The 21,330-nt window shown below is 60.2% G+C and carries 22 protein-coding genes; 8 read left to right on the top strand and 14 right to left on the bottom strand.

Going from position 1 to position 21,330, the window contains the following annotated elements:
• Window positions 1-68 precede the first annotated feature (68 nt).
• The 8 genes from cysS to alr all read right to left on the bottom strand — a co-directional run bounded on the left by cysS (window position 69) and on the right by alr (window position 8,105).
• On the bottom strand, window positions 69-1,454 hold the full coding sequence (gene cysS / locus BLU28_RS18220) for a cysteine--tRNA ligase (protein ID WP_077987768.1): 1,386 nt from the start codon (window positions 1,452-1,454) through the stop codon (window positions 69-71).
• 211 nt (window positions 1,455-1,665) lie between these two features.
• On the bottom strand, window positions 1,666-2,406 hold the full coding sequence (locus tag BLU28_RS18215) for an SDR family NAD(P)-dependent oxidoreductase (protein ID WP_006700145.1): 741 nt from the start codon (window positions 2,404-2,406) through the stop codon (window positions 1,666-1,668).
• 145 nt (window positions 2,407-2,551) lie between these two features.
• The gene (gene purF, locus BLU28_RS18210) at window positions 2,552-4,060 is read right to left on the bottom strand and encodes an amidophosphoribosyltransferase (RefSeq protein ID WP_077987769.1); all 1,509 of its coding nucleotides are present in this window, start codon (window positions 4,058-4,060) and stop codon (window positions 2,552-2,554) included.
• A 138-nt stretch (window positions 4,061-4,198) separates the two neighbouring features.
• On the bottom strand, window positions 4,199-4,786 hold the full coding sequence (locus BLU28_RS18205; protein ID WP_004441017.1) for a CvpA family protein: 588 nt from the start codon (window positions 4,784-4,786) through the stop codon (window positions 4,199-4,201).
• 89 nt (window positions 4,787-4,875) lie between these two features.
• Window positions 4,876-6,282, bottom strand: a complete 1,407-nt coding sequence (gene radA, locus BLU28_RS18200) for a DNA repair protein RadA (RefSeq protein ID WP_077987770.1) — start codon at window positions 6,280-6,282, stop codon at window positions 4,876-4,878.
• Window positions 6,283-6,287: 5 nt separating this feature from the next.
• Window positions 6,288-6,581, bottom strand: a complete 294-nt coding sequence (locus BLU28_RS18195; RefSeq protein WP_045534190.1) for a type II toxin-antitoxin system RelE/ParE family toxin — start codon at window positions 6,579-6,581, stop codon at window positions 6,288-6,290.
• 13 nt (window positions 6,582-6,594) lie between these two features.
• Window positions 6,595-6,864 carry a type II toxin-antitoxin system ParD family antitoxin gene (locus tag BLU28_RS18190; RefSeq protein ID WP_006700150.1) on the bottom strand — a complete coding sequence of 90 codons (270 nt, stop codon included), beginning with the start codon at window positions 6,862-6,864 and terminating at the stop codon, window positions 6,595-6,597.
• Between the two features lie 65 nt (window positions 6,865-6,929).
• On the bottom strand, window positions 6,930-8,105 hold the full coding sequence (gene alr, locus BLU28_RS18185) for an alanine racemase (protein ID WP_077987771.1): 1,176 nt from the start codon (window positions 8,103-8,105) through the stop codon (window positions 6,930-6,932).
• A gap of 86 nt (window positions 8,106-8,191) precedes the next feature.
• Here alr and BLU28_RS18180 point away from each other — a divergent pair, with 86 nt between their 5' ends.
• The 3 genes from BLU28_RS18180 to BLU28_RS18170 all read left to right on the top strand — a co-directional run bounded on the left by BLU28_RS18180 (window position 8,192) and on the right by BLU28_RS18170 (window position 10,143).
• Window positions 8,192-9,049, top strand: coding sequence for an AraC family transcriptional regulator (locus tag BLU28_RS18180; protein WP_175477709.1), 858 nt, complete (start codon window positions 8,192-8,194; stop codon window positions 9,047-9,049).
• 90 nt (window positions 9,050-9,139) lie between these two features.
• Window positions 9,140-9,844 (top strand): AzlC family ABC transporter permease, encoded by a 705-nt coding sequence (locus BLU28_RS18175; protein ID WP_077987772.1) that lies wholly within the window; start codon window positions 9,140-9,142, stop codon window positions 9,842-9,844.
• Complete coding sequence (locus BLU28_RS18170; protein ID WP_077987773.1) at window positions 9,841-10,143, top strand: AzlD family protein; 303 nt, start codon at window positions 9,841-9,843, stop codon at window positions 10,141-10,143. The genes BLU28_RS18175 and BLU28_RS18170 overlap by 4 nt, the downstream gene beginning before the upstream one ends.
• Before the next feature lie 99 nt (window positions 10,144-10,242).
• Here BLU28_RS18170 and BLU28_RS18165 read toward each other — a convergent pair whose 3' ends face one another.
• Window positions 10,243-11,739: a replicative DNA helicase gene (locus tag BLU28_RS18165; protein ID WP_004441029.1), complete on the bottom strand. Its 1,497-nt coding sequence runs from the start codon at window positions 11,737-11,739 to the stop codon at window positions 10,243-10,245.
• Between the two features lie 309 nt (window positions 11,740-12,048).
• Between BLU28_RS18165 and BLU28_RS18160 the strand changes: the two genes are divergently transcribed.
• Genes BLU28_RS18160 through BLU28_RS18150 form a run of 3 tightly spaced genes read left to right on the top strand, consistent with a single transcriptional unit; the run spans window position 12,049 to window position 15,330 of the window.
• Window positions 12,049-12,504, top strand: coding sequence for a MarR family winged helix-turn-helix transcriptional regulator (locus BLU28_RS18160; protein ID WP_004441032.1), 456 nt, complete (start codon window positions 12,049-12,051; stop codon window positions 12,502-12,504).
• Window positions 12,501-14,243 (top strand): MFS transporter, encoded by a 1,743-nt coding sequence (locus BLU28_RS18155; RefSeq protein WP_168247129.1) that lies wholly within the window; start codon window positions 12,501-12,503, stop codon window positions 14,241-14,243. The genes BLU28_RS18160 and BLU28_RS18155 overlap by 4 nt, the downstream gene beginning before the upstream one ends.
• Window positions 14,244-14,262: 19 nt before the next feature.
• Window positions 14,263-15,330 (top strand): HlyD family secretion protein, encoded by a 1,068-nt coding sequence (locus BLU28_RS18150; RefSeq protein ID WP_034496251.1) that lies wholly within the window; start codon window positions 14,263-14,265, stop codon window positions 15,328-15,330.
• A 105-nt stretch (window positions 15,331-15,435) separates the two neighbouring features.
• Here the strand turns inward: BLU28_RS18150 and rplI are convergent, their stop codons facing one another.
• The 5 genes from rplI to BLU28_RS18120 all read right to left on the bottom strand — a co-directional run bounded on the left by rplI (window position 15,436) and on the right by BLU28_RS18120 (window position 19,171).
• On the bottom strand, window positions 15,436-16,011 hold the full coding sequence (gene rplI, locus BLU28_RS18145; protein WP_004441037.1) for a 50S ribosomal protein L9: 576 nt from the start codon (window positions 16,009-16,011) through the stop codon (window positions 15,436-15,438).
• Between the two features lie 14 nt (window positions 16,012-16,025).
• Complete coding sequence (locus BLU28_RS18140) at window positions 16,026-17,000, bottom strand: hypothetical protein (protein ID WP_004441038.1); 975 nt, start codon at window positions 16,998-17,000, stop codon at window positions 16,026-16,028.
• Window positions 17,001-17,145: 145 nt separating this feature from the next.
• Window positions 17,146-17,394 carry a 30S ribosomal protein S18 gene (rpsR, locus tag BLU28_RS18135; RefSeq protein WP_003502063.1) on the bottom strand — a complete coding sequence of 83 codons (249 nt, stop codon included), beginning with the start codon at window positions 17,392-17,394 and terminating at the stop codon, window positions 17,146-17,148.
• 13 nt (window positions 17,395-17,407) lie between these two features.
• Window positions 17,408-17,839, bottom strand: a complete 432-nt coding sequence (gene rpsF, locus BLU28_RS18130) for a 30S ribosomal protein S6 (protein ID WP_004441041.1) — start codon at window positions 17,837-17,839, stop codon at window positions 17,408-17,410.
• A gap of 288 nt (window positions 17,840-18,127) precedes the next feature.
• Entirely contained in the window at window positions 18,128-19,171 is a 1,044-nt protein-coding gene (locus BLU28_RS18120) for an aldo/keto reductase (protein ID WP_072494254.1), read from the bottom strand.
• Window positions 19,172-19,396: 225 nt separating this feature from the next.
• Between BLU28_RS18120 and fabD the strand changes: the two genes are divergently transcribed.
• Window positions 19,397-20,341 carry an ACP S-malonyltransferase gene (gene fabD / locus BLU28_RS18115; RefSeq protein WP_022555932.1) on the top strand — a complete coding sequence of 315 codons (945 nt, stop codon included), beginning with the start codon at window positions 19,397-19,399 and terminating at the stop codon, window positions 20,339-20,341.
• 85 nt (window positions 20,342-20,426) lie between these two features.
• Window positions 20,427-21,164: a 3-oxoacyl-[acyl-carrier-protein] reductase gene (gene fabG / locus BLU28_RS18110; protein ID WP_037088954.1), complete on the top strand. Its 738-nt coding sequence runs from the start codon at window positions 20,427-20,429 to the stop codon at window positions 21,162-21,164.
• Window positions 21,165-21,330: the final 166 nt, after the last annotated feature.

Raw genomic sequence — 21,330 nt, 5'->3', positions numbered from 1 at the left:
GGGGAGATGCCCGGCAGGGCAGAGGGGGGTAAACCGCAAGCCGCAGCCTCAAGCGCTGGACGCAAGCCCTACCGCTTCAACTCCCAGGTCGTCGTCCGCTCCCCGGTCTCCTTGTCCTTGCCATCCTTCAACTGAATGCCCTTCTCCGAAAGCTCATCGCGCAACCGATCGGCCTCTGCAAAGTTCTTCGCCTTCAGCATCTCAAGCCGCAATTGCACCAGCGCATCGACAGCCGAAACGATGGCCTCGTCCATTTCTGCCTTCTTGGGCAAGACACCGAGCAGTGCAGCGCTGGCGGCAAAGGCTGGCAGCTTGGAAGGGTCCACATTGGCCGCATGCGCCAATGCATGCAGCGCCTGCACGGCCGCAACCGTATTGAGATCGTCGGCAAGCGCCTCGAGCACGGTTTCATCCGGCGCGGCATCGGAGGCTTCCGCCGCCGGCCATTTGGCGAGCAGGCGTTCGGCCTCTTCCAGACGCTTTACCGAAAAATCGATCGGCTCTCTATAATGCGTCATCAGCATCGCAAGACGCAGAACCTCGCCCGGCCATTTCCGGCCGCCGAATTTCTCCGTGTGCAGCAATTCATAGATCGTCACGAAGTTGCCCTCGGACTTCGACATCTTGCGGCCTTCCACCTGCACAAAGCCGTTATGCATCCACACGTTCGCCATGACATGCGTGCCGTGCGCGCAACGGGACTGGGCGATTTCGTTCTCGTGATGTGGAAAGATGAGGTCGAGCCCGCCGCCGTGAATGTCGAAAACGTCACCGAGGTAGCGGCCGGACATAGCCGAGCATTCGATATGCCAGCCGGGACGGCCGCGGCCCCAAGGGCTTTCCCAGCCGGGCTCGTTGTGGGAGGAAAGCTTCCACAGCACGAAATCGCCGGGGTTCTTCTTGTGGGCATCCACCGCCACGCGCGCGCCCGCCTGCTGCTCGTCCAGCGGACGCTTCGAAAGCTGCCCGTAATCCGCCATGGAGCGAGTGTCGAACAAGACCTCGCCACCGGCCGCATAGGCGTGGCCGCGTGCGATCAGTTTCTCGATGATGTCGATCATCTGTGCGATATTGTCGGTCGCGCGCGGTTCGACACTTGGCTGAAGGCAGCCCAGCGCCGCGACGTCCGCATGGAACTGGTCAGCCGTCTTTTCCGTCACGGCGTGGATGGCATCGTTGAGCGGCAGATGCGGATAGTCCCGCAGCGCCCGCGCATTGATCTTGTCATCAACGTCAGTGATGTTGCGGGCATAGGTGACGTGATTTTCGCCATAGACATGGCGCAGCAGCCGGAAGAGAACATCGAACACGATGACGGGTCGCGCGTTGCCGATATGGGCGAAATCATAGACCGTCGGGCCGCAGACATACATGCGCACGTTTTCAGGATCGATGGGCGCAAATTCCGCCTTTTCGCGGGTCAGCGTGTTGTGAAGTTTCAGGCGCAAGGACATGCGGCAATTCCCTAGAGGCAGTCAGTTGTCCTGACCGGGCCGTTTGTCTGTAAGACCTTGCGGGAGACGAAAACGAGCCGGCCGGTGGCGAACCAGCAAAATTATTTCAGCAGCAGGTGCAGATCGTCGTTTTCATGACTTGCGTTATGGCGCGGCGGTCATGCGCGGTCAAGCGTTTCTCTCGTGACGTTGGCTGACCCGCCGACCGGCATCACTCCGGCGGACGGTAATCCACGAACCGGTTTTCCCGGACCAGGAAGAGCTTGCCGGTCTCTTTGAGATCGGGCGAAGCAAGCGGCAGGATGGCAGCGGCTACCTCTGACGGATGCGGCACGGTGGCGGGATCTTCGCCGGGCATGGCCTGCGCGCGCATTGCCGTGCGCGTGGCGCCGGGATTGATGCTGTTGACGCGAAGCGCGCTCTTCTGCGTCTCCGCCGCCCAGGTGCGGGCAAGCGCTTCCACAGCTGCCTTGGAGGTGGAGTAGACGCCCCAGAAGGGACGACAGCTATGAGCGGCACCCGAGGACAGGATCAATGCCCGACCGGCGTCAGATTTGAGAAGCAGCGGCTCGACCGAGCGGATCAGCCGCCAGGTGGCGGTGACGTTGATGGTCATGACCCTTTCGAAAACCTTTGCCTCGATATGGCCGACCGGCGAGATGACGCCGAGGACACCGGCATTGGCGACCAGAATATCCAGCTTGCCCCAGCGCTCGTAGATATTGGCGCCCAGCGCATCGATGGCTTTCATGTCGGAGAGATCGAAGGGAACCAGCGTCGCGGTGCCGCCGACGGCCTTGATGGCGTCGTCCAGTTCCTCAAGGCCGCCCACCGTGCGGGCGCAGGCGATGACATGCGCGCCGGCCCTGGCGAGTTCCAGCGCGGTGAAATAGCCGATGCCGCGCGACGCGCCGGTGACGAGAGCGATGCGGCCCTTGAGATCGATAGTCATGGTCTCCCCCGAAATAATTGCGCTTCCTTGTACGAAGCCGCAGCCGCCTGCTGCAAGCAATTAAATTGCCGCAGCTCGCGGGCCGATAAAAGGCAAGAAAAAAGCGGCCACCGGAGACCGGTGGCCGCTTGTTTTGTCGGGATTATCAGCCGTTGCTGGCCAGCATGGAAATCTTGCTGCCCATCGCCTCGCCGTTCTTGTCGAGGAGGCGGGTCGGATAATCGCCGGTGAAATAGTGGTCGGTGAACTGCGGCCGCGCCGGATTGCGGTTCTCACCGCCCACAGCGCGATAAAGCCCGTCGATCGACAGGAACGCCAGCGAATCGGCGCCGATATATTGCGCCATCGCCTCGACATCCGCATACTGGTTCGCCAGCAGCTTGTCGGCATCAGGCGTGTCGATGCCATAGAAATCCGGATGGAAGATCATCGGGCTGGCGACGCGGATATGCACTTCCTTGGCGCCGGCCTCGCGGATCATCTGCACGATCTTGACCGAGGTCGTGCCGCGCACGATGGAATCATCCACCAGCACTACGCGCTTGCCTTCGATCATCGCCCGGTTGGCGGAATGCTTGAGCTTGACGCCGAAGGCGCGGATCTGCTGGGTCGGCTCGATGAAGGTGCGGCCGACATAATGGTTGCGGATGATACCGTATTCGAAGGGAATGCCGCTTTCCTGCGCAAAACCGAGCGCTGCGGGCGTGCCGCCATCGGGAACGGGCACCACCACATCGGCTTCGAGCGGTGCTTCCTTGGCAAGGTTCATGCCCATGTTCTTGCGCGTCGTGTAGACGTTGCGGCCGCCAACGACGGAATCGGGACGGGCGAAATAGACATATTCGAACAGGCAGAGACGCTCGGGCTGCGGCTTCGACGGCTTGCGCGCATCGATGGTGATCGAACCGTCAGGCTGGATCTCGCAGATGATGACTTCGCCGTTTTCAACGTCGCGCACGAATTTCGCGCCGATGATATCGAGAGCACAGGTCTCCGAGCAGAAGATAGGCTTGCCGTCCAGCTCGCCCATGACCAGCGGGCGGATACCGATCGGGTCACGCGCGGCAATCAGCTTGGTGCGGGTCATCGCCAGCATCGAGTAACCGCCTTCCATCTGCCTGATGGCATCGATGAAACGGTCGGCGGTGGAGGAATGACGGGAGCGGGCGATGAGGTGCAGCACGACTTCGGTATCGGAGGTCGACTGACAGATGGCGCCTGTCGCGATGATCTGGCGGCGCAGTGTCAGGCCGTTGGTGAAGTTGCCGTTATGGGCAATCGAAATACCGCCTTCTTCCAGTTCGGCAAACAGCGGCTGTACGTTGCGCATCGCCACTTCGCCCGTGGTGGAATAACGGGTGTGGCCGATGGCGATGGAGCCGGGCAGGCGGGCAAGCGTTGCCGGATCGGTGTAATGATCACCGACGAGGCCCATATGGCGTTCCTGATGAAAGCGCTTGCCATCGAAGGAGACGATGCCGGCTGCTTCCTGGCCGCGATGCTGCAGGGCATGCAGGCCAAGCGCGGTCAGCGCCGAGGCGTCGGCATGGCCGAGAATGCCGAAAACGCCGCATTCTTCATGCAGCGTATCGCCGTCGATCTCTTCCTTGAAAGTGGCCTCAGGAAACTTGGAATGCGAAAGCGGCTCAATCATCCGGCTTGCCCTTGCTCTCTACCGAGAAAAAAGAAAGACCATTCCGGTGAGTGTTTCCCCCGGTCGGTCCGTCTGTGTCGTGCTTGATATTTAGCACAAATAGCGCGCCTTGCATGCATTGCAAGACGCGACACTGTGTCAATTATTCGTTGCCGGCGGATTTGTTGCCGGCACATCTTCGGCAGGCGCCTGCGTGGTCGTCTGTTCCTGCGGTTTTCCAAGGATGCGAGCGCGGATCTGCGGCTCGATATCGTCAGGCAGAACCGCCTCCAGCTTGCCAACCAGCCCGTCAAGGAAGGGCTTGGACTTCGCCTGCGTCACCCATTCCGGCTGTGTCTTCACATCCACCAGCCAGTTCCAGAAGGCGACGGCGACCACTAGAAGCAGGATGCCGCGCGCCGCGCCGAACAGGAAGCCCAGCGTGCGATCCAGTGCGCCGATGCGGCTGTCGATGATGAAATCGGCAATACGCGAGGTGATGAAGGAAATCACGATCAGCGAGACGAGGAAAACGACGCCCGCCGAACCGGCAATGGCGATCTTGTCGTCATCGGTATAGTTGCGCGCATAGGGCAGCAGGACCGGATAAAGATAATAGGCGGCGGCGACCGAACCGGCCCAGCTCGCAATCGACAGGATTTCGCGGGAAAAACCGCGGACCATCGCGAGAATGGCGGAGAAAAGAACAACGGCGATGACGATGCCGTCGAAAATTGTAATGGGCATATACCAACTCCGGAGGTGCGACGCCCTGTCAGGCGCTGCCTTGCCAATTTTGCGATCCTCTTACACCACTGTTTCCTTTGGCGAAAGGATCAATATTCGTCGTCCTCAACCTGTTTGAACCGGTTGCCGGAGCCGGCGATGCGGGCCACGAGGTCCGGAAGGCTTTCGATTTCCGTCCAGCGCCCCTTGCCGCCTTTCGGCAATTCAGCCGAAGCAGAAGGCAGAAGTGCGGCGGAAAAGCCGAGTTTTTCAGCTTCTTTCAATCGCTGGCCCGTATGCGAGACCGGGCGCACCGCGCCCGACAGGCTGATTTCGCCGAAATAGACGCAATCGGCGGGCAGGGCAAGACCGGCAAGCGAGGAAACCAGCGCAGAAGCAATAGCCATATCGGCGGCCGGTTCGGAAATCCGGTAACCGCCGGCGACGTTGAGATAGACATCGTGCTGACCGAGCTTCACGCCGCAATGGGCCTCCAGTACCGCGAGGATCATGGCGAGTCGCGACGAATCCCAGCCGACCACCGCGCGGCGCGGTGTGCCGAGCGAGGTTGGCGCGACCAGCGCCTGCACTTCAACGAGCACGGGGCGTGTGCCCTCGATGCCGGCAAAAACCGCAGCGCCCGGTGATTTTTCGTTGCGTTCTCCCAGAAACAGTTCGGATGGATTGGACACTTCCCTGAGGCCGCGATCCGACATTTCGAACACGCCGATTTCATCGGTCGGCCCGAAGCGGTTCTTGACGGTTCGAAGAATGCGGTAATGGTGGCCACGGTCACCTTCGAAATAAAGGACGGCATCGACCATGTGCTCCACCACGCGCGGGCCGGCGATCTGGCCTTCCTTGGTGACATGGCCGACAAGCACCATGGTCGCGCCCGTCTGCTTGGCGAAACGGATCATCGCCTGCACGCCGGTGCGCACCTGTGTCACCGTGCCGGGGGCGGAATCGGCGGTATCGCTCCACAATGTCTGGATGGAATCGATGATGACGAGATCGGGCCGCTTGCCTTCGGAAATCGTCGCCAGAATATCCTCGACATTGGTTTCCGCCGCCAGAAGCACATCGGTGTCCGCAGCCCCCAGACGTTGCGCACGCAGACGCACCTGCGCCACCGCCTCTTCGCCGGAGACATAGATGATGCGATGGCCGCGCCGCGAAAGGGCGGCGGCCGCCTGCATGAGGAGCGTCGATTTGCCGATGCCGGGATCCCCACCGATCAGAACGGCCGAACCGCGCACGAAACCGCCGCCGGTCGCCCGATCAAGTTCGCTGATGCCGGTCGGGATGCGGGGGGCTTCTTCGATTTCACCGGAAAGCGAGGTGAGTGTGACTGGCCGGCCCTTCTTGGGAGCCTTGCCCGGGCCGGATCCGATGCCGCCCATCGGGTCTTCCTCGACGATGGTATTCCACTCGCCGCAGCCTTCGCATTTTCCCGCCCATCGGGTATGAACCGTGCCGCAGTTCTGGCACACGAATTGAGTCTTGGCTTTGGCCATCTATGTCAGTTTTCTTCTTGTTTGAAATGTTCTGCGGAGATGTCTTGGTGGCCGTGGAGGACGCGCAGGACCGTAAGCTCATTCTCGTTGATGCGGAAGAAAATCACGCGGCCCCGATAGGCAATGCTGCGAAGCCCTGCTCCATAGCTGCTTCGTGAGACGCCGGACAGGCCGAGCGCCGCTAGCGATTCGACCTTGTCAAAAATTTCAAGCGCGAGACGGTCGGCCGCGGCCGGATTTTCCACTGCGATATAGGCGTGATCTTCAGCGACGTCCTGCCTTGCCCGCGCGGTCCAGATAACGGTCCGGATATTAATGATCGGTCCCCGTTTTTTGTTGCGCGGACAGGTTCTTGATGTCGCTCAGGAAAGCATCTCGCGACCGATAGCTGTGAACACGGCCGGCGTCAGCATCATCAATTCCTTCCTGCAGCAGCAGCTTGAGTGCCGCTTTCTTTCCCTCATCGCTGCCCAGCAAGCGAAGTCCAGCAGAAATCACTGCATCCGCATCGCTATAGACGCCAGCCGCCACCTGCTCCTCGATGAATTTCTCGTCCTGCTCGCTCAAATGGATTTCGGGCATTTCGATCTCCTTTTGTTCTCTTTTAACACAGGTCGCGTGAGCTTTCCAAGCGCTAAAGGCGCGTCTCAGTCATCCGCCATCAGATATTGCCGCTCATATCGCAGACCAAGTCCTGTCAACATCTCATAGCCGATCGTTCCTGCCGCCCGTGCACTCTCGTCTACGGGCACATTGGGACCGAAAAGCTCGACATAGTCTCCGGTTCGAATGGCATTGGCCGGAACATCCGTCACGTCGAAGATGGTGAGGTCCATTGTGACGCGGCCAGCAACCGGCACCTTGTGGCCGTTGACGACACCGTATGCGCCGCCATGGCCCATTTCGCGCAGCGGAATGCCGGAACCGGACAGCGAACGCTGGTATCCGTCCGCGTAACCGACAGTCGCGATGGCGAGGCGGCTTGCGCGTTTCAGCAGAAAGGTGCCGCCATAACTGACGGTCTGGCCTTCGCCCGCATCGCGGATCTGGATGATGCGCGCTTCGGCTTTGGCGACCGGCCGCATGGGATTTGCAACGTTGTTGACCGCCTCTCCGCCATAGAGCGCTATGCCGGGACGGGTAAGGTCGAAATGATAATCCGGGCCGAGAAAGATACCGGCGGAAGCCGAGAGGCTTGATTCGATACCTTCGAAAGCAGTGCTAACCATCCGGAATGATTCGAGCTGAGCCCTGTTCATCGGCGAGGAGGGCGTGTCGGCACAGGCGAGATGGGACAGCACCAGAACCGGGTCAAAACTTGCCGGCCGGGTCACGTCGTCGGCCAGAAACAGGGCATCGTCGAGCGGCAATCCGAGACGGTTGAAGCCGGTGTCCACATGCAGTGCGCAGGGGTGATCACCACGCTCGGCTACCGTCGCCATCCAGAAGGAGAGTTGCTCCTCGGAGGCGAGAACCGGCACCAGATCATTGTCGAAGACCTGCCGTTCCTGGCCCTGCCAGATGCCTGACAGGACGAAGATGCGTGCTTCAGGTGCATAGGAACGCAGGGTCTCACCCTCGGCAACCGTTGCCACGAAGAAGTCGCGCGCGCCGGCATGGTAGAGCGCTGCGCCGCAATCCTCGATGCCGAGGCCATAGGCATCGGCCTTCACGACGGCCGCTGTCCGCGCCTTGCCGGAGCGTCTCCTCATGTCCCGCCAATTATCGGCCAGCGCACCGAGATCGACGGTCAGCCGCAGTGGCGCTTGTTCGAAAGCGTCGGTTTCGGTTTCAGCGAATGTATCCTCGAAGTCGTCTGTCATGCCATGCGTCCGGTTGATTTTGGAACCGACCAGACCCTAGCACTTTTGTTCAAGACGGTAAGGATCGAATGCTCTAAACTTCGCTCATGCACAATGTTTCGCAGGAACAGGCCCTCGATTTCATGCCCGTCGCCACGACGGAAACCACGCGTTTTTGGCGGGACGGACGTTTTGGCGGCATGGAATGCCTGAGCGCTACGTTTCTCACCCATGAATATTCGCCTCACGCCCATGACACGTTTTCGATAGGCGCCATCGAAAGCGGCTCGCAGATTTCCACCATTCAGGGCACCACCGAACAGACGGGGCCGGGGCATCTCTATCTCATCAATCCGGACGAGATTCACGATGGTGCACCAGGCGGCGGCGGTTACCGTTACCGGATGATCTATCCTGACACGGCACTGCTGCGCGATATCATCGAGGATGTGACGGGCAGGGCCTTCCACGGTACGCCGTCATTCCCGAAGTTTCTGCCGCGCGATCCGCAGATGGCGGCCGCCTTTCAGATGGCGCACCGGCGTCTGGAGGAGAAATCCGGTGCCCTCGAGGCGGATGAGGGCATGTTCTCGGTTCTCGCCGCCCTTTTCGGCAGGCATGGCAGCGTCATTATCCTGCCGGTCGAAACGCGCGAGAAAACGGCGGTTTACACCGCCCGCGACTATCTTTCCGACAATTACGAGACCGATATCGGCCTTGAGGAACTGGCTTCCATTGCCGGTCTCAGCCGCGCACATCTTATCCGTGCTTTCAGGAAAGAGTTCCACATCACCCCGCACGCCTATCTGACCGACGTGCGCATCCGCAGGGCGCGTCGGCTTCTGCGCGCCGGCGAGATGCCGGCCGAGGTGGCGGCGATGTGCGGTTTTGCGGACCAGGCGCATTTCACCCGGCATTTCAAGGCGCGCACCGGCATTACCCCGGGCCAGTTTCGCATGGGGTGATGCCGGCACACGCATTCCTGTGTGACGTCACTTTCGTACAAGACCGGTGGATGTCTTACGCGTAATCGCTCTCCTGAAAGGGAGAAAGCGATGTCGATATGGGATAAAAGGACGGAATTCGTCGCGGGATTACGGGCCGCCGCGCCATTGCTCGTGGCCATGGTGCCGATCGGCGTCGTGTTTGGCGCGGTCGCCATCGGCAAGGGCCTGTCGCCGCTCGAAGCCTCGCTGATGTCGCTGCTGGTCTTCGCCGGCGGCTCGCAATTCGTGGCGATGGACTTATGGACCCATCCGGCTAGCTGGAGCGCGCTCGGCTTTGCGGCGCTGCTCGTCAATCTGCGCCACGTGCTGATGAGCGCTTCCATCGCCGGCAAGCTGGACGATTTCCGGGGCTGGCGGAAATATGCGGCCATGCTGGTGCTGACGGATGAATCCTGGGCGTTGTCGGAGTTTCGTGTCATTGCAAACAGGCTGACGGCGGCCTTTTTCACCGGCGCTGCGCTCTCGATCTATCTCGTCTGGAACCTCGCAACCCTTGCCGGCGCGCTGCTCGGCTCAGTGGTGGGGGATATGTCGGTCATCGGTCTGGATTTCGCCTTTCCCGCCGTCTTCATCGTGCTGCTCATGGGGTTCTGGAAGGGCAGGGAAACCGGTTTCGTGCTTCTGGCAAGCGCCGCCGCCGCCTATCTCACCCACGCGCTGGTTCCCGGCGCGTGGTATATCGCCGCCGGCGCGCTGGCGGGTCTCGCCGTCGCCGCCTTCGGCCACGAGGAACAGGCGGAGCAGCCGGCATGACGCTCGACCCGAATACGCTGCTGACAATCCTTGCCATGATGGCGGCAACCGTCGCAACACGCCTCGGCGGCCTGTTGCTGGTCACTCATTTTACGCTGACACCGCGCCTGAAAAAGGCGCTTGGCGTGGTGCCGCCCGCCGTCCTGATGGCCGTGGTGACGCCGACGGCGCTCGCCAGCGGGCCGGCGGAAACCATCGCCTGCGCAATCACTGCGGTTGCAGCGCTGCGCCTCAGCCTTCTGCCGGCCGCAACGCTCGGTGTTGCTGCCGTGGCGCTGCTGCGTGGAATCGGATTGTAAGAAAAAGCCACAAACGTCTTGAAAGGACTCGAGCCTTGTTTCCGGAACGTGGGAAATAGCCGAGACGGTAAACATACCCTCTCGGCAATTATTGCCGCCTCAATGTTCTTCGTATTGGCTGAAGCTCGGATCGGCCAGGTCCGTAAAGCGGGTGAATTCGGACTGGAAGGCAAGCTTCACGGTGCCGGTCGGTCCGTGACGCTGCTTGGCGATGATGACGTCAGCCGTGCCTTTTACCTTGTCGAACAGCGCTTCCCACTCGGCATATTTCGGATCGGCAGGATCGCGCGGCTCCATGTTCTTGACGTAATATTCCTCGCGGAACACGAACAGCACCACGTCGGCGTCCTGCTCGATGGAACCTGATTCACGCAGGTCGGAAAGCTGCGGGCGCTTATCTTCGCGGCTTTCCACCGCACGGGAGAGCTGTGACAGCGCGATGATCGGAACATTGAGTTCCTTGCCCAACGCCTTCAGGCCCGTGGTGATCTGGGTGATTTCCTGCACGCGGTTTTCGCCGCTCTTGCCGGAGCCGGTCATCAGCTGAACGTAGTCGACCACCAGAACATCGAGGCCGCGCTGGCGCTTCAGGCGGCGGGCGCGCGCGGAAAGCTGGGCAATCGAGATACCACCGGTCTGGTCGATGTAAAGCGGCACCTTCTGCATCATCTGTGAGCAGGCGACGAGTTTTTCGAAATCGGCCTCGGTGATGTCACCGCGACGGATTTTCGACGAGGAAACTTCGGTCTGCTCTGAAATGATACGCGTTGCCAGCTGTTCGGAGGACATTTCGAGCGAGTAGAAACCGACAACGCCGCCATTTTTCGCCTTGAACGAGCCGTCCGGCTGCACTTCCTGCTCATAGGAAGCGGCGATATTGTAGGCGATGTTGGTCGCAAGCGAGGTCTTGCCCATACCCGGACGACCGGCAAGCACGATAAGGTCGGAACGCTGCAAGCCACCCATGCGGGCGTCAAGCGAGTGGATGCCCGTGGAGATGCCGGAGAGGTTACCGTCGCGCTCGAAGGCCGCGCCCGCCATGTCGATCGCCAGCGCCACCGCGTCGTTGAACGACTGGAAGCCGCCGTCGTAACGGCCGGTTTCCGCCAGTTCGAACAGGCGCCGTTCGGTGTCTTCGATCTGTGCCTGCGGCGGCATGTCCAAGGGCGCGTCATAGGCGATGTTGACGACATCCTCGCCGATCTGGATCAGCGCGCGGCGCAGCGCCAGATCATAGATCGCCCGGCCGTAATCTTCCGCGTTGATGATCGACACGGCTTCTGCCGCCAGACGCGCGAGATACTGCGCCACCGTCAGGTCGCCGATCTTGTCGTCGGCCGGCAGGAAGGTTTTGATCGTCACCGGATTGGCGGTCTTGCCCATGCGGATGATATCGCCTGCCACCTCGAAAATCTTGCGGTGCAGCGGTTCGTAGAGGTGAACGGGCTTCAAGAAGTCCGATACGCGGTAATAGGCGTCGTTATTGACGAGGATGGCGCCGAGCAGCGCCTGTTCGGCCTCGATATTGTTCGGCGCTTCGCGGTAATGCGGTTCCGCCGGTTGCGCGGGGGTGATCTTTCTCACAGCGTCGTTCATGGTTTGCGCGATCTCCCTTTGCCTGTTCTTACACCTCGGGTTTGGCTTTCTGTGCCATTGCAGTCAATGATATTGTTGCAACACTCCATGGCAGGCCGACGTCCGCTGAGCGAAGTCGGATCACATCTTCAGTTGTCCCCAGCAATCCACAGGCGGGATGGGGACAAAGCGGGAAATTTCCCGGCAACGTGATTCGCCGCCATGAGTTTACCGCATGGCAGACCCGGCACGAAAGAAACTTGAAAATCGTCAGCCTTACGAATAAATAGGCAGAAAATAAGTAGTGTACTAATTATAAGGCTTGCTGACATGTCCCGCGAGACCGACAAGGAACAGCTTCTCGATGAAGTTTCCGCTTTTACCCGCAAACTGCGCGCGTTTTTCGATGCGCGGGTAGGGGAAAGTGGGCTGACGCTGGCGCGTGCGCGTGCGCTTTTCGCGCTCTCGCGGCGCGGACCGTTGACGCAGACGGAGCTCGCGGAGGAAATGGAAATCGAGACACCGACACTGGTGCGGGTGCTTGATGGCATGGAGAAGCAGAACCTCATCGAACGCCGATCCGATGAGAACGACCGGCGTGCCAAACGTATTCACATGACGGCGGAGGGCGAAGAAACCTCGCAGACGGTGCAGGAAATGGCAAAGTCGCTGCGTTCGGAAATCGCCGCCGATATCTCCTCGCAGGAGCTGGCAATGGCGCTGGATGTCATGCGGCGGCTTTCGGCCAATCTGCAAAATCTTGCAGCGGGGAGGGCGCAATCGTGAGCACCTCTTTACCGCTAACGGCAGCGTCGGACGCCGCCGAAAAGGACAGGCCCGCCAATGGCCCCATAGAAACGACGGGCCCGGCTCGATCACCGGACGCCGGCGCCGGGAGCGGCACGCAGGCTCCGTCTGCCGCAGCTGCACCTCAGCCGGTGGAGCGGCCATTGTGGCTGCGGCTGTGTTTCATTTTTGCAGGCCTGTCGTTTTTCATTACGCAGGGCCTCGGCATGAACCTCGTCATGGCCAATATCTACCAGCTGCAGGGCGAGTTTTCGGCGACGGTGGCCGAGGTTGCCTGGTTATCCGCTGCCTATATGGCACCCTATGCCACTTTTTCCATCGCCTTGTTCAAGGTGCGCGCGCAATATGGCCTGAGGCCCTTCGCCGAACTTTCGATCATCGCCTTCGTGGTTGCTTCCTGCCTCAACCTCTTCGTGACGGACCTGCATTCGGCCATCGTCATCCGGTTCGTCAGCGGCATGGCGGCCGCGCCGATTTCATCGCTCGGCTTTCTCTATATTCTTGAGGCCTTTCCGCCCGCACGAAAATTCTCGCTGGGATTCAGCATTGCACTGACAGGTACGCTGTTGTCGGCGCCGCTTGCGCGCATGGTGTCACCCTCGCTGCTGGCGATCGATGGCTGGAATGCCCTTTATTCGATGGAAGTCGGTTTTGCGCTGATTTCCTTCGCCATGATTTACGTCCTCAAGGTCACACCGCCGCCGCGTGCGAAGGTGATCGAGCGTATGGATATCCTCAGCTATCTCCTGTTTGCGGGCGGTCTCGGTTGCCTTGCAGTCATGCTGACGCTCGGCCGGTTCTACTGGTGGTTCGAAACCTGGTGGCTTGGCGCGCTGCTGGCGACATCCATCGCGCTTCTGACACTGATGGCTTTCATCGAATTGCCGCGTAAGAACCCGTTGCTCGACCTGCGCTGGATTTTCTCCAAAACCAACCTGCACGCCATTGCCGTCCTGCTTGTCTACCGGGCGGTCTCGTCGGAACAATCCTCCACCGCGGTCAGCTTCTATCAGCAGCTTGGCTTGCTCAACGACCAGACCACCATGCTTTATGCCCTCGTGCTGCTTGCCACCATTCTTGGCGGGGCGGCCTGCGCATGGCTGATGTTGACGAAATATGTCGAAACCGCCCATGTCATTGCGTTGACACTGATCGCGGCTGGTTCATTTATGGACAGCCAGTCGACGAACCTCACCCGCCCCGAACAGATGTATCTCAGCCAGATGATGATCGCCTTCGGTGCGGCCATGTTCCTGCCGCCTGTCATGGCGAAGGGTTTCGGCGCAGCACTGGCACGGGGTGCGCCTTATCTGGTGAACTTCATCACCATCTTCCTATTTACGCAGATCACCGGTTCCATGCTGATGACGGGCCTGCTCGGCAGTTTCGTAACGCTGCGGGAGAAATTCCACTCCAATGTGCTGGTGGAGAATATCCTGCTCACCAACCCTCTCGTTGCCCAGCGTGTCTCCCAGCTTTCCGGTGCTTACAGCCATGTCATCACCGATCCGGCATTGCTGAAGGCGGAGGGATTGTCGCTGCTTGGCCAGCAGGTCAGCCGGGAAGCCTATGTGCTTGCCTATAATGACACGTTCCTGCTCATCTCCGTCGTTTCCGCGCTGGCGCTGACCGCGCTTTTGATCCACCTCGCATGGTTGCGCATCCGCCCCTTCCTTTTCCCGGAGGACATCGATGCCGCACCGGCCCCCCAGTCTTGAACCTTCCAAGAGTGCCAAAATGTTGAAGAAGTTTTTTACTCCCGTTTCCATTCTCGTGCTGCTCGGCGGTTTCGCCGGTGTTGCGCTCGTGCTTTACGCCTGGCGGCTGCCGCCCTTTCTCTCCACCGTGGAAATGACCGACAACGCCTTCGTGCGCGGTTACGTCACGACCATGAGCCCGCAGGTCAGCGGATATGTCGTGGATGTGCCGGTGAAGGATTATCAGGAGGTGAAGCAGGGTGCTTTGCTGGCGAAGATCGATGACCGCATCTATCGCCAGAAACAGGCGCAGGCGGAAGCAACGCTCGATACGCAAAAGGCGGCTCTCGATAATTCCCGCCAGCAGGAAAATGCAGCCAATGCCCATATTCTTTCCAGCCAGGCCGCGGTCGACAGCGCCGAAGCCTCGCTGAAACAGGCCCAACTGGCATCCGACCGGCAGGATAATCTCATAAAAAGCGGTGTGGGAACTTCCAGCCTTCAGGAAGAAGCCCATGCCGCACTGGAAAAGGCGCGGGCATCGCTCTCCCAGGCAAAAGCCGCCCTTGAGGTTTCACGGCAGGATCTGCAGACCATCATCGTTAACCGCAGTTCGCTGCAGGCTGCGGTCGCAAATGCCGAAGCGGCCGTCGAGCTTGCCCGGATCGACCTCGCCAATACCGAAATCCGTGCGCCCGTGGATGGCAGGCTCGGCGAAATCGGCGTGCGCACTGGCCAATATGTCACCGCCGGCACGCAGCTGATGGCCGTTGTGCCGCATGATGTCTGGGTTATCGCCAATTTCAAGGAAACCCAGCTTGCGGGCATGCAGGTTGGCCAACCGGTGACGATTTCCGTCGATGCGCTGCATCGCCGGAAGCTGACCGGCCATGTGGAGCGTTTTTCGCCCGCCACGGGTTCGGAATTCGCCGTCATCAAGCCCGACAATGCGACCGGCAATTTCGTGAAAATCGCCCAGCGTCTCGGTGTGCGCATCACCATCGACGCGGATCAGCCGCTGGCGGCAGAACTTTCGCCGGGCATGTCTGTGGTGGTGCATGTGGACAAGAGCAAGGCGCCCGATGGGGCGGAGACGGCGGCGAGGTAGTCTGGCGTTGAGTTTGCAGAGGGGGGTATTCCTCCGCGAAATCAACCCAACAAAAAACCCCGGATGTCGCCATCCGGGGTTTTCCTTTGACCGTTAGGTCAGATCTTACTCGTCGTCGCCGTCGCGGTCAGCTTCCGGATCGAAGAAGTCTTCCGGACGCAGCGCGTCTTCGTCAACGCCGTAGATGGCGTCAGCGGAGGTGAGGCTTTCGCCCTTGGCCTGACGCTCTGCTTCTTCAGCCGAACGGGCAACGTTCAGCTCGACCTGCAGCTCGACTTCGGCATGCAGGTGCAGGGTAACGTTGTGCAGGCCGATGGTCTTGATCGGCGTGTTCAGCTCAACCTGGTTGCGGCCGATGTTGAAGCCTTCGGCAGCCAGGATTTCAACGACGTCGCGGGCAGCAACAGAACCGTACAGCTGACCGGTTTCGCCAGCCGAACGGACAACGATGAAGGACTTGCCTTCGAGTGCTTCGGCAACCTTCTGGGCTTCCGACTTGCGCTCGAGGTTACGAGCTTCGAGCGTTGCGCGCTCGGTTTCGAAACGGGTCTTGTTGGCGGCGTTGGCGCGCAGCGCCTTGCCCTGCGGCAGCAGGAAGTTACGGGCATAGCCGTCGCGAACCTTGACGGTTTCGCCCATCTGGCCGAGCTTGTTGATGCGTTCGAGAAGAATAACGTCCATCTTCTTGATCCTTTCTATGGTTTGGTTTCGTTCGTAGTGTCGGTTTTCCGCGCCGGCGTCAGGGAGATCGTGCTGCGCACGTCGCTGAGGCCGAACACGAGAATGATGAACAGCGGAAAGACAAAGACCGCCGAGAGATATGCGAGAATGAGGACCGGCAGGCGCCAGTCCTTGCCGCGGGCGCGCTTGTGCAGCGAGGCATAACCCGCCATCAGGAAGCCCGCGCCAAAGGTGCCGCAGATGACCGCGCCGATCATGGCCGCCACGCCGCCAAGGAACATGGCGAGAATGCCGGCCAGAAAAATGAAGATCGCGTTGCGATGCATGCGCAGTGCCGAGGGAATGTCCTCACGCGGGCGCAGGCCCTTGCCGAAAGAGCCGACTAGCCGGGTCGCGAAATAATAGGCCGCAAACAGAAGGATGACCCAGAGGCCGCCCTGAACGATCGGCAGCATCAGCACCAGCAGCGATTTCGTTTGCGCCAGCGCCTCTGCATTGGGCTCGAACAGCGGTTCGCGGTTCTGCACCGATGTCATCATGATATCGACCATGCGCGCGACCAGATCAGGACCGTAACCGATCATCCAGCCAAGAATGACGACGGCGACCGAAACCAGAATGCACAGGTGCAGCACGATGCCGGAGAGCGGATACCAGGCAAGCAGATCATCCGGGCCGCCGATTTCGGAAGCCGGGCGCGCCAGATTGGCGAGATGCGAAAGCCAGCCCGCCGGGATCAGCGTGAAGATCGCGATGGTCAGCGCAAACAGCGGCGACATGACCAGCGCACCGATGATGGCGGTGGTGATGATGGCGACGATGGCGGCGCGATTACCCCAGCCCATGCCTGCGATCAGGATCGGCATGGCGGAACCGGCATAGAGCAGGAAGGAAAAGGACGACTGTGCCGTTGCGCCAAGCGTTAAAAACGCGGCGCATATGCCGGCGAGAACGCCGGAGATCAGCACTGTCTGGTTCAACTTTTGCACTTCGCTGTCCTGCTGAAACTAAGCAGTTAGAGGATCGCTCGTGAGAGCCTCATCCCCAACATGGGATTTAGAGTATCGATCCGCGCCCAACGCGGAAGGATCTGGAAAAGCGAGGCCGCGTTAAACGCAGCCCCGCTTCAATTCATTACGCTACAACGTAGGGCAGCAGGCCGAGGAAACGGGCGCGCTTGATCGCCTGGGCGAGTTCGCGCTGCTTCTTCTGGGAAACGGCCGTGATGCGAGAAGGAACGATCTTGCCACGCTCGGAAATGTAGCGCTGCAGGAGACGTACGTCCTTGTAGTCGATCTTCGGAGCGTTGGCGCCGGAGAAGGGGCACGTCTTGCGACGGCGGTGGAACGGGCGGCGTGCCTGGGAAGAGGATGCGTCAGCCATTGGTCAATTCTCCTTATGCACGGTCTTCGCGCGGACGGCGCGGACGGTCTTCGCGGGGACCACGATCTTCACGCGGGCCACGGTCCGGACGGTCGCCATCGCGGCGCGGACGGTCGTCACGGTCGCGCTTCTGCATCATCGCGGACGGGCCTTCTTCGTGGGCTTCGACGGCGATGGTCATGTAGCGAAGAACGTCTTCGTTGATGCGCATCTGGCGCTCGACTTCATGGATGGCGGCCGCCGGAGCGTCGATGTCCATGAGAGCGTAGTGAGCCTTGCGGTTCTTCTTGATGCGGTAGGTGAGGGACTTCAGACCCCAGTTCTCGATGCGTCCGACTTTGCCGCCGAACGATTCGATAACGCCCTTGTACTGCTCGACAAGTGCGTCGACCTGCTGGGCAGAAATATCCTGCCGGGCAAGGAAGATGTGTTCGTAAAGAGCCATTTAAGCTTTGCCTTTCTTGCGTTTCGTCCTTCACCCGGCAACGGCGCTAAGCCTCAACGACTGCTCCTGAAAAGGCGTGAGCCTTAAAGCAAGAAAAGCGTTGTTCGAGACGGTCGAGAGCGGAGACACGGGAGGCCGGAAAAACCTTATGGTTCCTGCTGTTCCGTGACCGGAACCAGCCCTCCGTTCAGCCACCAGCCAATTGGACCGGGTGTTGTGAACAGCGCGCTTATACGGATTTTTGCCCGGAATGCAAGGGCAGAGGCGAAAAAGCGCGCCGTTCGATCATCAGATCGGCATTGGATATTGCCGGTGAATGGCTGCGATGCCCTTCAGCACGTCCTCGGAAAGAGTGACATCCGCTGCCGCAATATCAACCTTCAGCTGCTCCATCGTGGTGGCGCCGATGATGACGGAGGCCATGAAGGGGCGCGTCAGGCAGAAGGCAATGGCGAGCTTTGCGGGGTCGATACCATGCGCGGCGGCAAGCTCCAGATAGGCCTTTACCGGTGCTTCCTGAAGCGGCTGCAGGCGGCCACCGAGATCCTTGTTGATGGTTCCGCGTGAACCGGCGGGACGAGCGCCGTTCTGGTATTTGCCGGTCAGCAGCCCTGCTGCCAGCGGTGAATAGGCGAGCAGGCCGACATCTTCATGGTGGGCGACTTCCGCCATGTCCAGATCGAAGCTGCGATAGAGCAGGTTATATTCGTTCTGGATCGTGGCGACGCGCGGCAGGCCCTTGGCTTCGGCGATGTCGATATATTTCTGCGTGCCCCAGGCGCTTTCGTTGGAAAGGCCAATGGCGCGGATTTTTCCGGCCTTTACCAGTTCGCCGAGCGTTTCCAGCTTTTCGGTGATTTCGGCAAGCGTGCGCGCCGTGTCCTGACCGGAAGCGTCAAAGCTCCATGCTCCACGGAAATGATAGGTTCCGCGATTCGGCCAGTGGATTTGGTAGAGGTCTATATAGTCGGTCTTCAGGCGCTGGAGGCTGGTATCGACAGCCTCACGGATCGCGGCTGCGTCGATATCGCGACCGCCACGAATGTAATCGCGTCCTGAGCCGGCAACCTTGGTCGCGAGCACGACCTGATCGCGCTTTCCGGTCTTTTCAAACCACGAGCCGATATAATCTTCCGTCCGGCCCTGGGTCTCCGCGGAAACGGGCGTGGTGGGGTAAAGCTCTGCCGTATCGAAGAAATTCACGCCGTTTTCGACGGCGTAATCCATCTGCGCATGCGCTTCGGCTTCGGTATTCTGTGTGCCCCATGTCATGGTGCCGAGGCAGATTTCAGACACGGAAATATCCGTGCGGCCCAATAGTCTCTGTTTCATGGAATTGTCCCGGTGCTTGGCCAGATAGTTTGGAAGGTGGTGGTGAAAGTAATGGGGAATTGCCGCAGTGCAAGAAAAAATATGATGAAAAGAAAGGGGAAAACAGCACGACAAAACCCCTCACACCGGGCCGGCAGGCGGCCTCAAGCCTTGACTTCGCTGGTGGGAATGTGAATGGAAGTCGACAAGAATAAAGGCAAGGCCAGACAAGAAGGACGACATCCCATGGGTATTGCATTCACATTTCCCGGTCAGGGAAGCCAGGCTGTTGGCATGGGCAAGGAGCTGGCGGATACCTATCCGGAAGCACGCGCCGTGTTTCAGGAAGTCGACGAAGCGCTCGACCAGAAGCTTTCCGACATCATGTGGAACGGCCCTGAAGAGACGCTGACGCTGACGGCCAATGCCCAGCCGGCCCTCATGGCCGTCTCGATGGCGGTCATGCGCGTTCTTGAGGCGCGCGGATTAAAACTGTCCGATACCGTTTCTTATGTCGCGGGCCACTCCCTCGGCGAATATTCGGCGCTCTGTGCCGCCGGTACTTTCTCGGTTGCCGATACCGCCCGTCTTCTGCGCATCCGCGGCAATGCCATGCAGGCCGCCGTGCCGGTGGGTGAGGGCGCGATGGCCGCAATCATCGGGCTTGAGCACGATGCCGTTTCCGCCATTTGCGACGAGGCTGGCATTCTCGGCGTGTGCCAGATCGCCAACGACAATGGCGGTGGCCAGCTGGTTATATCAGGCAGCAAGGCGGCTGTCGAAAAGGCAGCGGCAATCGCTTCCGAAAAGGGCGCCAAGCGCGCCATCATGCTGCCGGTCTCCGCTCCCTTCCACTCCGCGCTGATGGCGCCGGCGGCGGAAGCCATGCGCGAGGCGCTGGCCAAAGTCGAAAAGCACAATCCGGTCGTTCCTGTCATCGCCAATGTGCGTGCCGCCCCCGTTTCCGACGCCAATGAGATCGCCGGCCTGCTGGTCGAGCAGGTGACGGGCCAGGTGCGCTGGCGTGAGACGGTGGAATGGTTCGCCGCCAACAACGTGACCCAGCTTTACGAAATCGGTTCCGGCAAGGTGCTGACGGGCCTTGCCCGCCGTATCGACAAGACGGTGAATGGCGTTGCCGTCAACGGTGCTGCCGATATCGATCAGCTTCTCGCCACGCTTATCGGCTGAGGCGGGATTTCTCCCGCAGCCACATTCCTCAGGGCGCAACAACGCTCAACATTTTCAGTCCGAAGCTCTAAAGAAGGAATAGGACATGTTTGATCTGACAGGCCGCAAGGCCCTCGTAACCGGCGCGACCGGCGGCATCGGCGAAGAAATCGCCCGCCTTCTGCACAAACAGGGCGCAACTGTCGGCCTGCACGGCACGCGCGTTGAAAAGCTTGAGGCGCTGGCGACGGAACTTGGCGACCGCGTCAAGATTTTCCCGGCCAACCTTGCCGACCGCGCTGAAGTCAAAGCGCTCGGTGAAAAGGCTGAAGCCGAGCTGGAAGGCGTCGATATCCTCGTCAACAACGCCGGCATTACCAAGGATGGCCTGTTCGTTCGCATGAGCGACGAAGACTGGGATAACGTCATCGAAGTGAACCTGACGGCGATGTTCCGCCTGACGCGCGAGCTGACGCATCCGATGATGCGCCGCCGTTTTGGCCGCATCATCAACATCACCTCCATCGTCGGCGTTACCGGCAATCCCGGCCAGGCCAACTATTGCGCCTCCAAGGCCGGCATGATCGGCTTTTCCAAGTCGCTGGCGCAGGAAATCGCCACCCGCAACGTTACCGTCAACTGCGTAGCCCCGGGCTTCATCGAAAGCGCGATGACCGGCAAGCTCAACGACAAACAGAAAGACGCCATCATGGGCGCCATTCCCATGAAGCGCATGGGCACGGGTGCCGAAGTCGCCTCTGCCGTGCTTTATCTCGCTTCCAACGAAGCGGCCTACATGACCGGCCAGACCCTGCACGTCAACGGCGGCATGGCGATGATCTGACGGCACGTAAGTCCGTCATGAAAAGGATTGCGGCGCTGTTTAAGCACCTTCTTGGGTAGCTGGCGCCGCAAGGCCCCGCTGACCGGTTTTCGGCGAAATTGCCTGTCATACGCTGTGCTTAGCGCGTTTTCAGGCTTTTCGACCGATTGAAACCATGTTAAGCGGG

The organism is Agrobacterium pusense (genome assembly GCF_900102105.1).
Taxonomy (GTDB): Bacteria; Pseudomonadota; Alphaproteobacteria; order Rhizobiales; family Rhizobiaceae; genus Agrobacterium; species Agrobacterium pusense.
Note: the sequence above shows the minus strand (reverse complement) of the source record. Positions and strands in the feature narration are given on the sequence as shown.

Excerpts from the sequence above, each read along its gene's own strand:
- BLU28_RS18165 (WP_004441029.1), bottom strand. The coding sequence starts at position 11,739 with ATGAACGACGCTGTGAGAAAGATCACCCCCGCGCAACCGGCGGAACCG.
- BLU28_RS18190 (WP_006700150.1), bottom strand. The coding sequence starts at position 6,864 with ATGCCCGAAATCCATTTGAGCGAGCAGGACGAGAAATTCATCGAGGAG.
- BLU28_RS18120 (WP_072494254.1), bottom strand. The coding sequence starts at position 19,171 with ATGAAACAGAGACTATTGGGCCGCACGGATATTTCCGTGTCTGAAATC.
- BLU28_RS18215 (WP_006700145.1), bottom strand. The coding sequence starts at position 2,406 with ATGACTATCGATCTCAAGGGCCGCATCGCTCTCGTCACCGGCGCGTCG.
- BLU28_RS18150 (WP_034496251.1), top strand. The coding sequence starts at position 14,263 with ATGTTGAAGAAGTTTTTTACTCCCGTTTCCATTCTCGTGCTGCTCGGC.
- BLU28_RS18160 (WP_004441032.1), top strand. The coding sequence starts at position 12,049 with ATGTCCCGCGAGACCGACAAGGAACAGCTTCTCGATGAAGTTTCCGCT.
- BLU28_RS18175 (WP_077987772.1), top strand. The coding sequence starts at position 9,140 with ATGTCGATATGGGATAAAAGGACGGAATTCGTCGCGGGATTACGGGCC.
- cysS (WP_077987768.1), bottom strand. The coding sequence starts at position 1,454 with ATGTCCTTGCGCCTGAAACTTCACAACACGCTGACCCGCGAAAAGGCG.
- radA (WP_077987770.1), bottom strand. The coding sequence starts at position 6,282 with ATGGCCAAAGCCAAGACTCAATTCGTGTGCCAGAACTGCGGCACGGTT.
- alr (WP_077987771.1), bottom strand. The coding sequence starts at position 8,105 with ATGACAGACGACTTCGAGGATACATTCGCTGAAACCGAAACCGACGCT.
- rpsF (WP_004441041.1), bottom strand. The coding sequence starts at position 17,839 with ATGGCTCTTTACGAACACATCTTCCTTGCCCGGCAGGATATTTCTGCC.
- purF (WP_077987769.1), bottom strand. The coding sequence starts at position 4,060 with ATGATTGAGCCGCTTTCGCATTCCAAGTTTCCTGAGGCCACTTTCAAG.
- BLU28_RS18205 (WP_004441017.1), bottom strand. The coding sequence starts at position 4,786 with ATGCCCATTACAATTTTCGACGGCATCGTCATCGCCGTTGTTCTTTTC.
- BLU28_RS18170 (WP_077987773.1), top strand. The coding sequence starts at position 9,841 with ATGACGCTCGACCCGAATACGCTGCTGACAATCCTTGCCATGATGGCG.
- rplI (WP_004441037.1), bottom strand. The coding sequence starts at position 16,011 with ATGGACGTTATTCTTCTCGAACGCATCAACAAGCTCGGCCAGATGGGC.
- fabD (WP_022555932.1), top strand. The coding sequence starts at position 19,397 with ATGGGTATTGCATTCACATTTCCCGGTCAGGGAAGCCAGGCTGTTGGC.
- BLU28_RS18180 (WP_175477709.1), top strand. The coding sequence starts at position 8,192 with ATGCACAATGTTTCGCAGGAACAGGCCCTCGATTTCATGCCCGTCGCC.
- fabG (WP_037088954.1), top strand. The coding sequence starts at position 20,427 with ATGTTTGATCTGACAGGCCGCAAGGCCCTCGTAACCGGCGCGACCGGC.
- rpsR (WP_003502063.1), bottom strand. The coding sequence starts at position 17,394 with ATGGCTGACGCATCCTCTTCCCAGGCACGCCGCCCGTTCCACCGCCGT.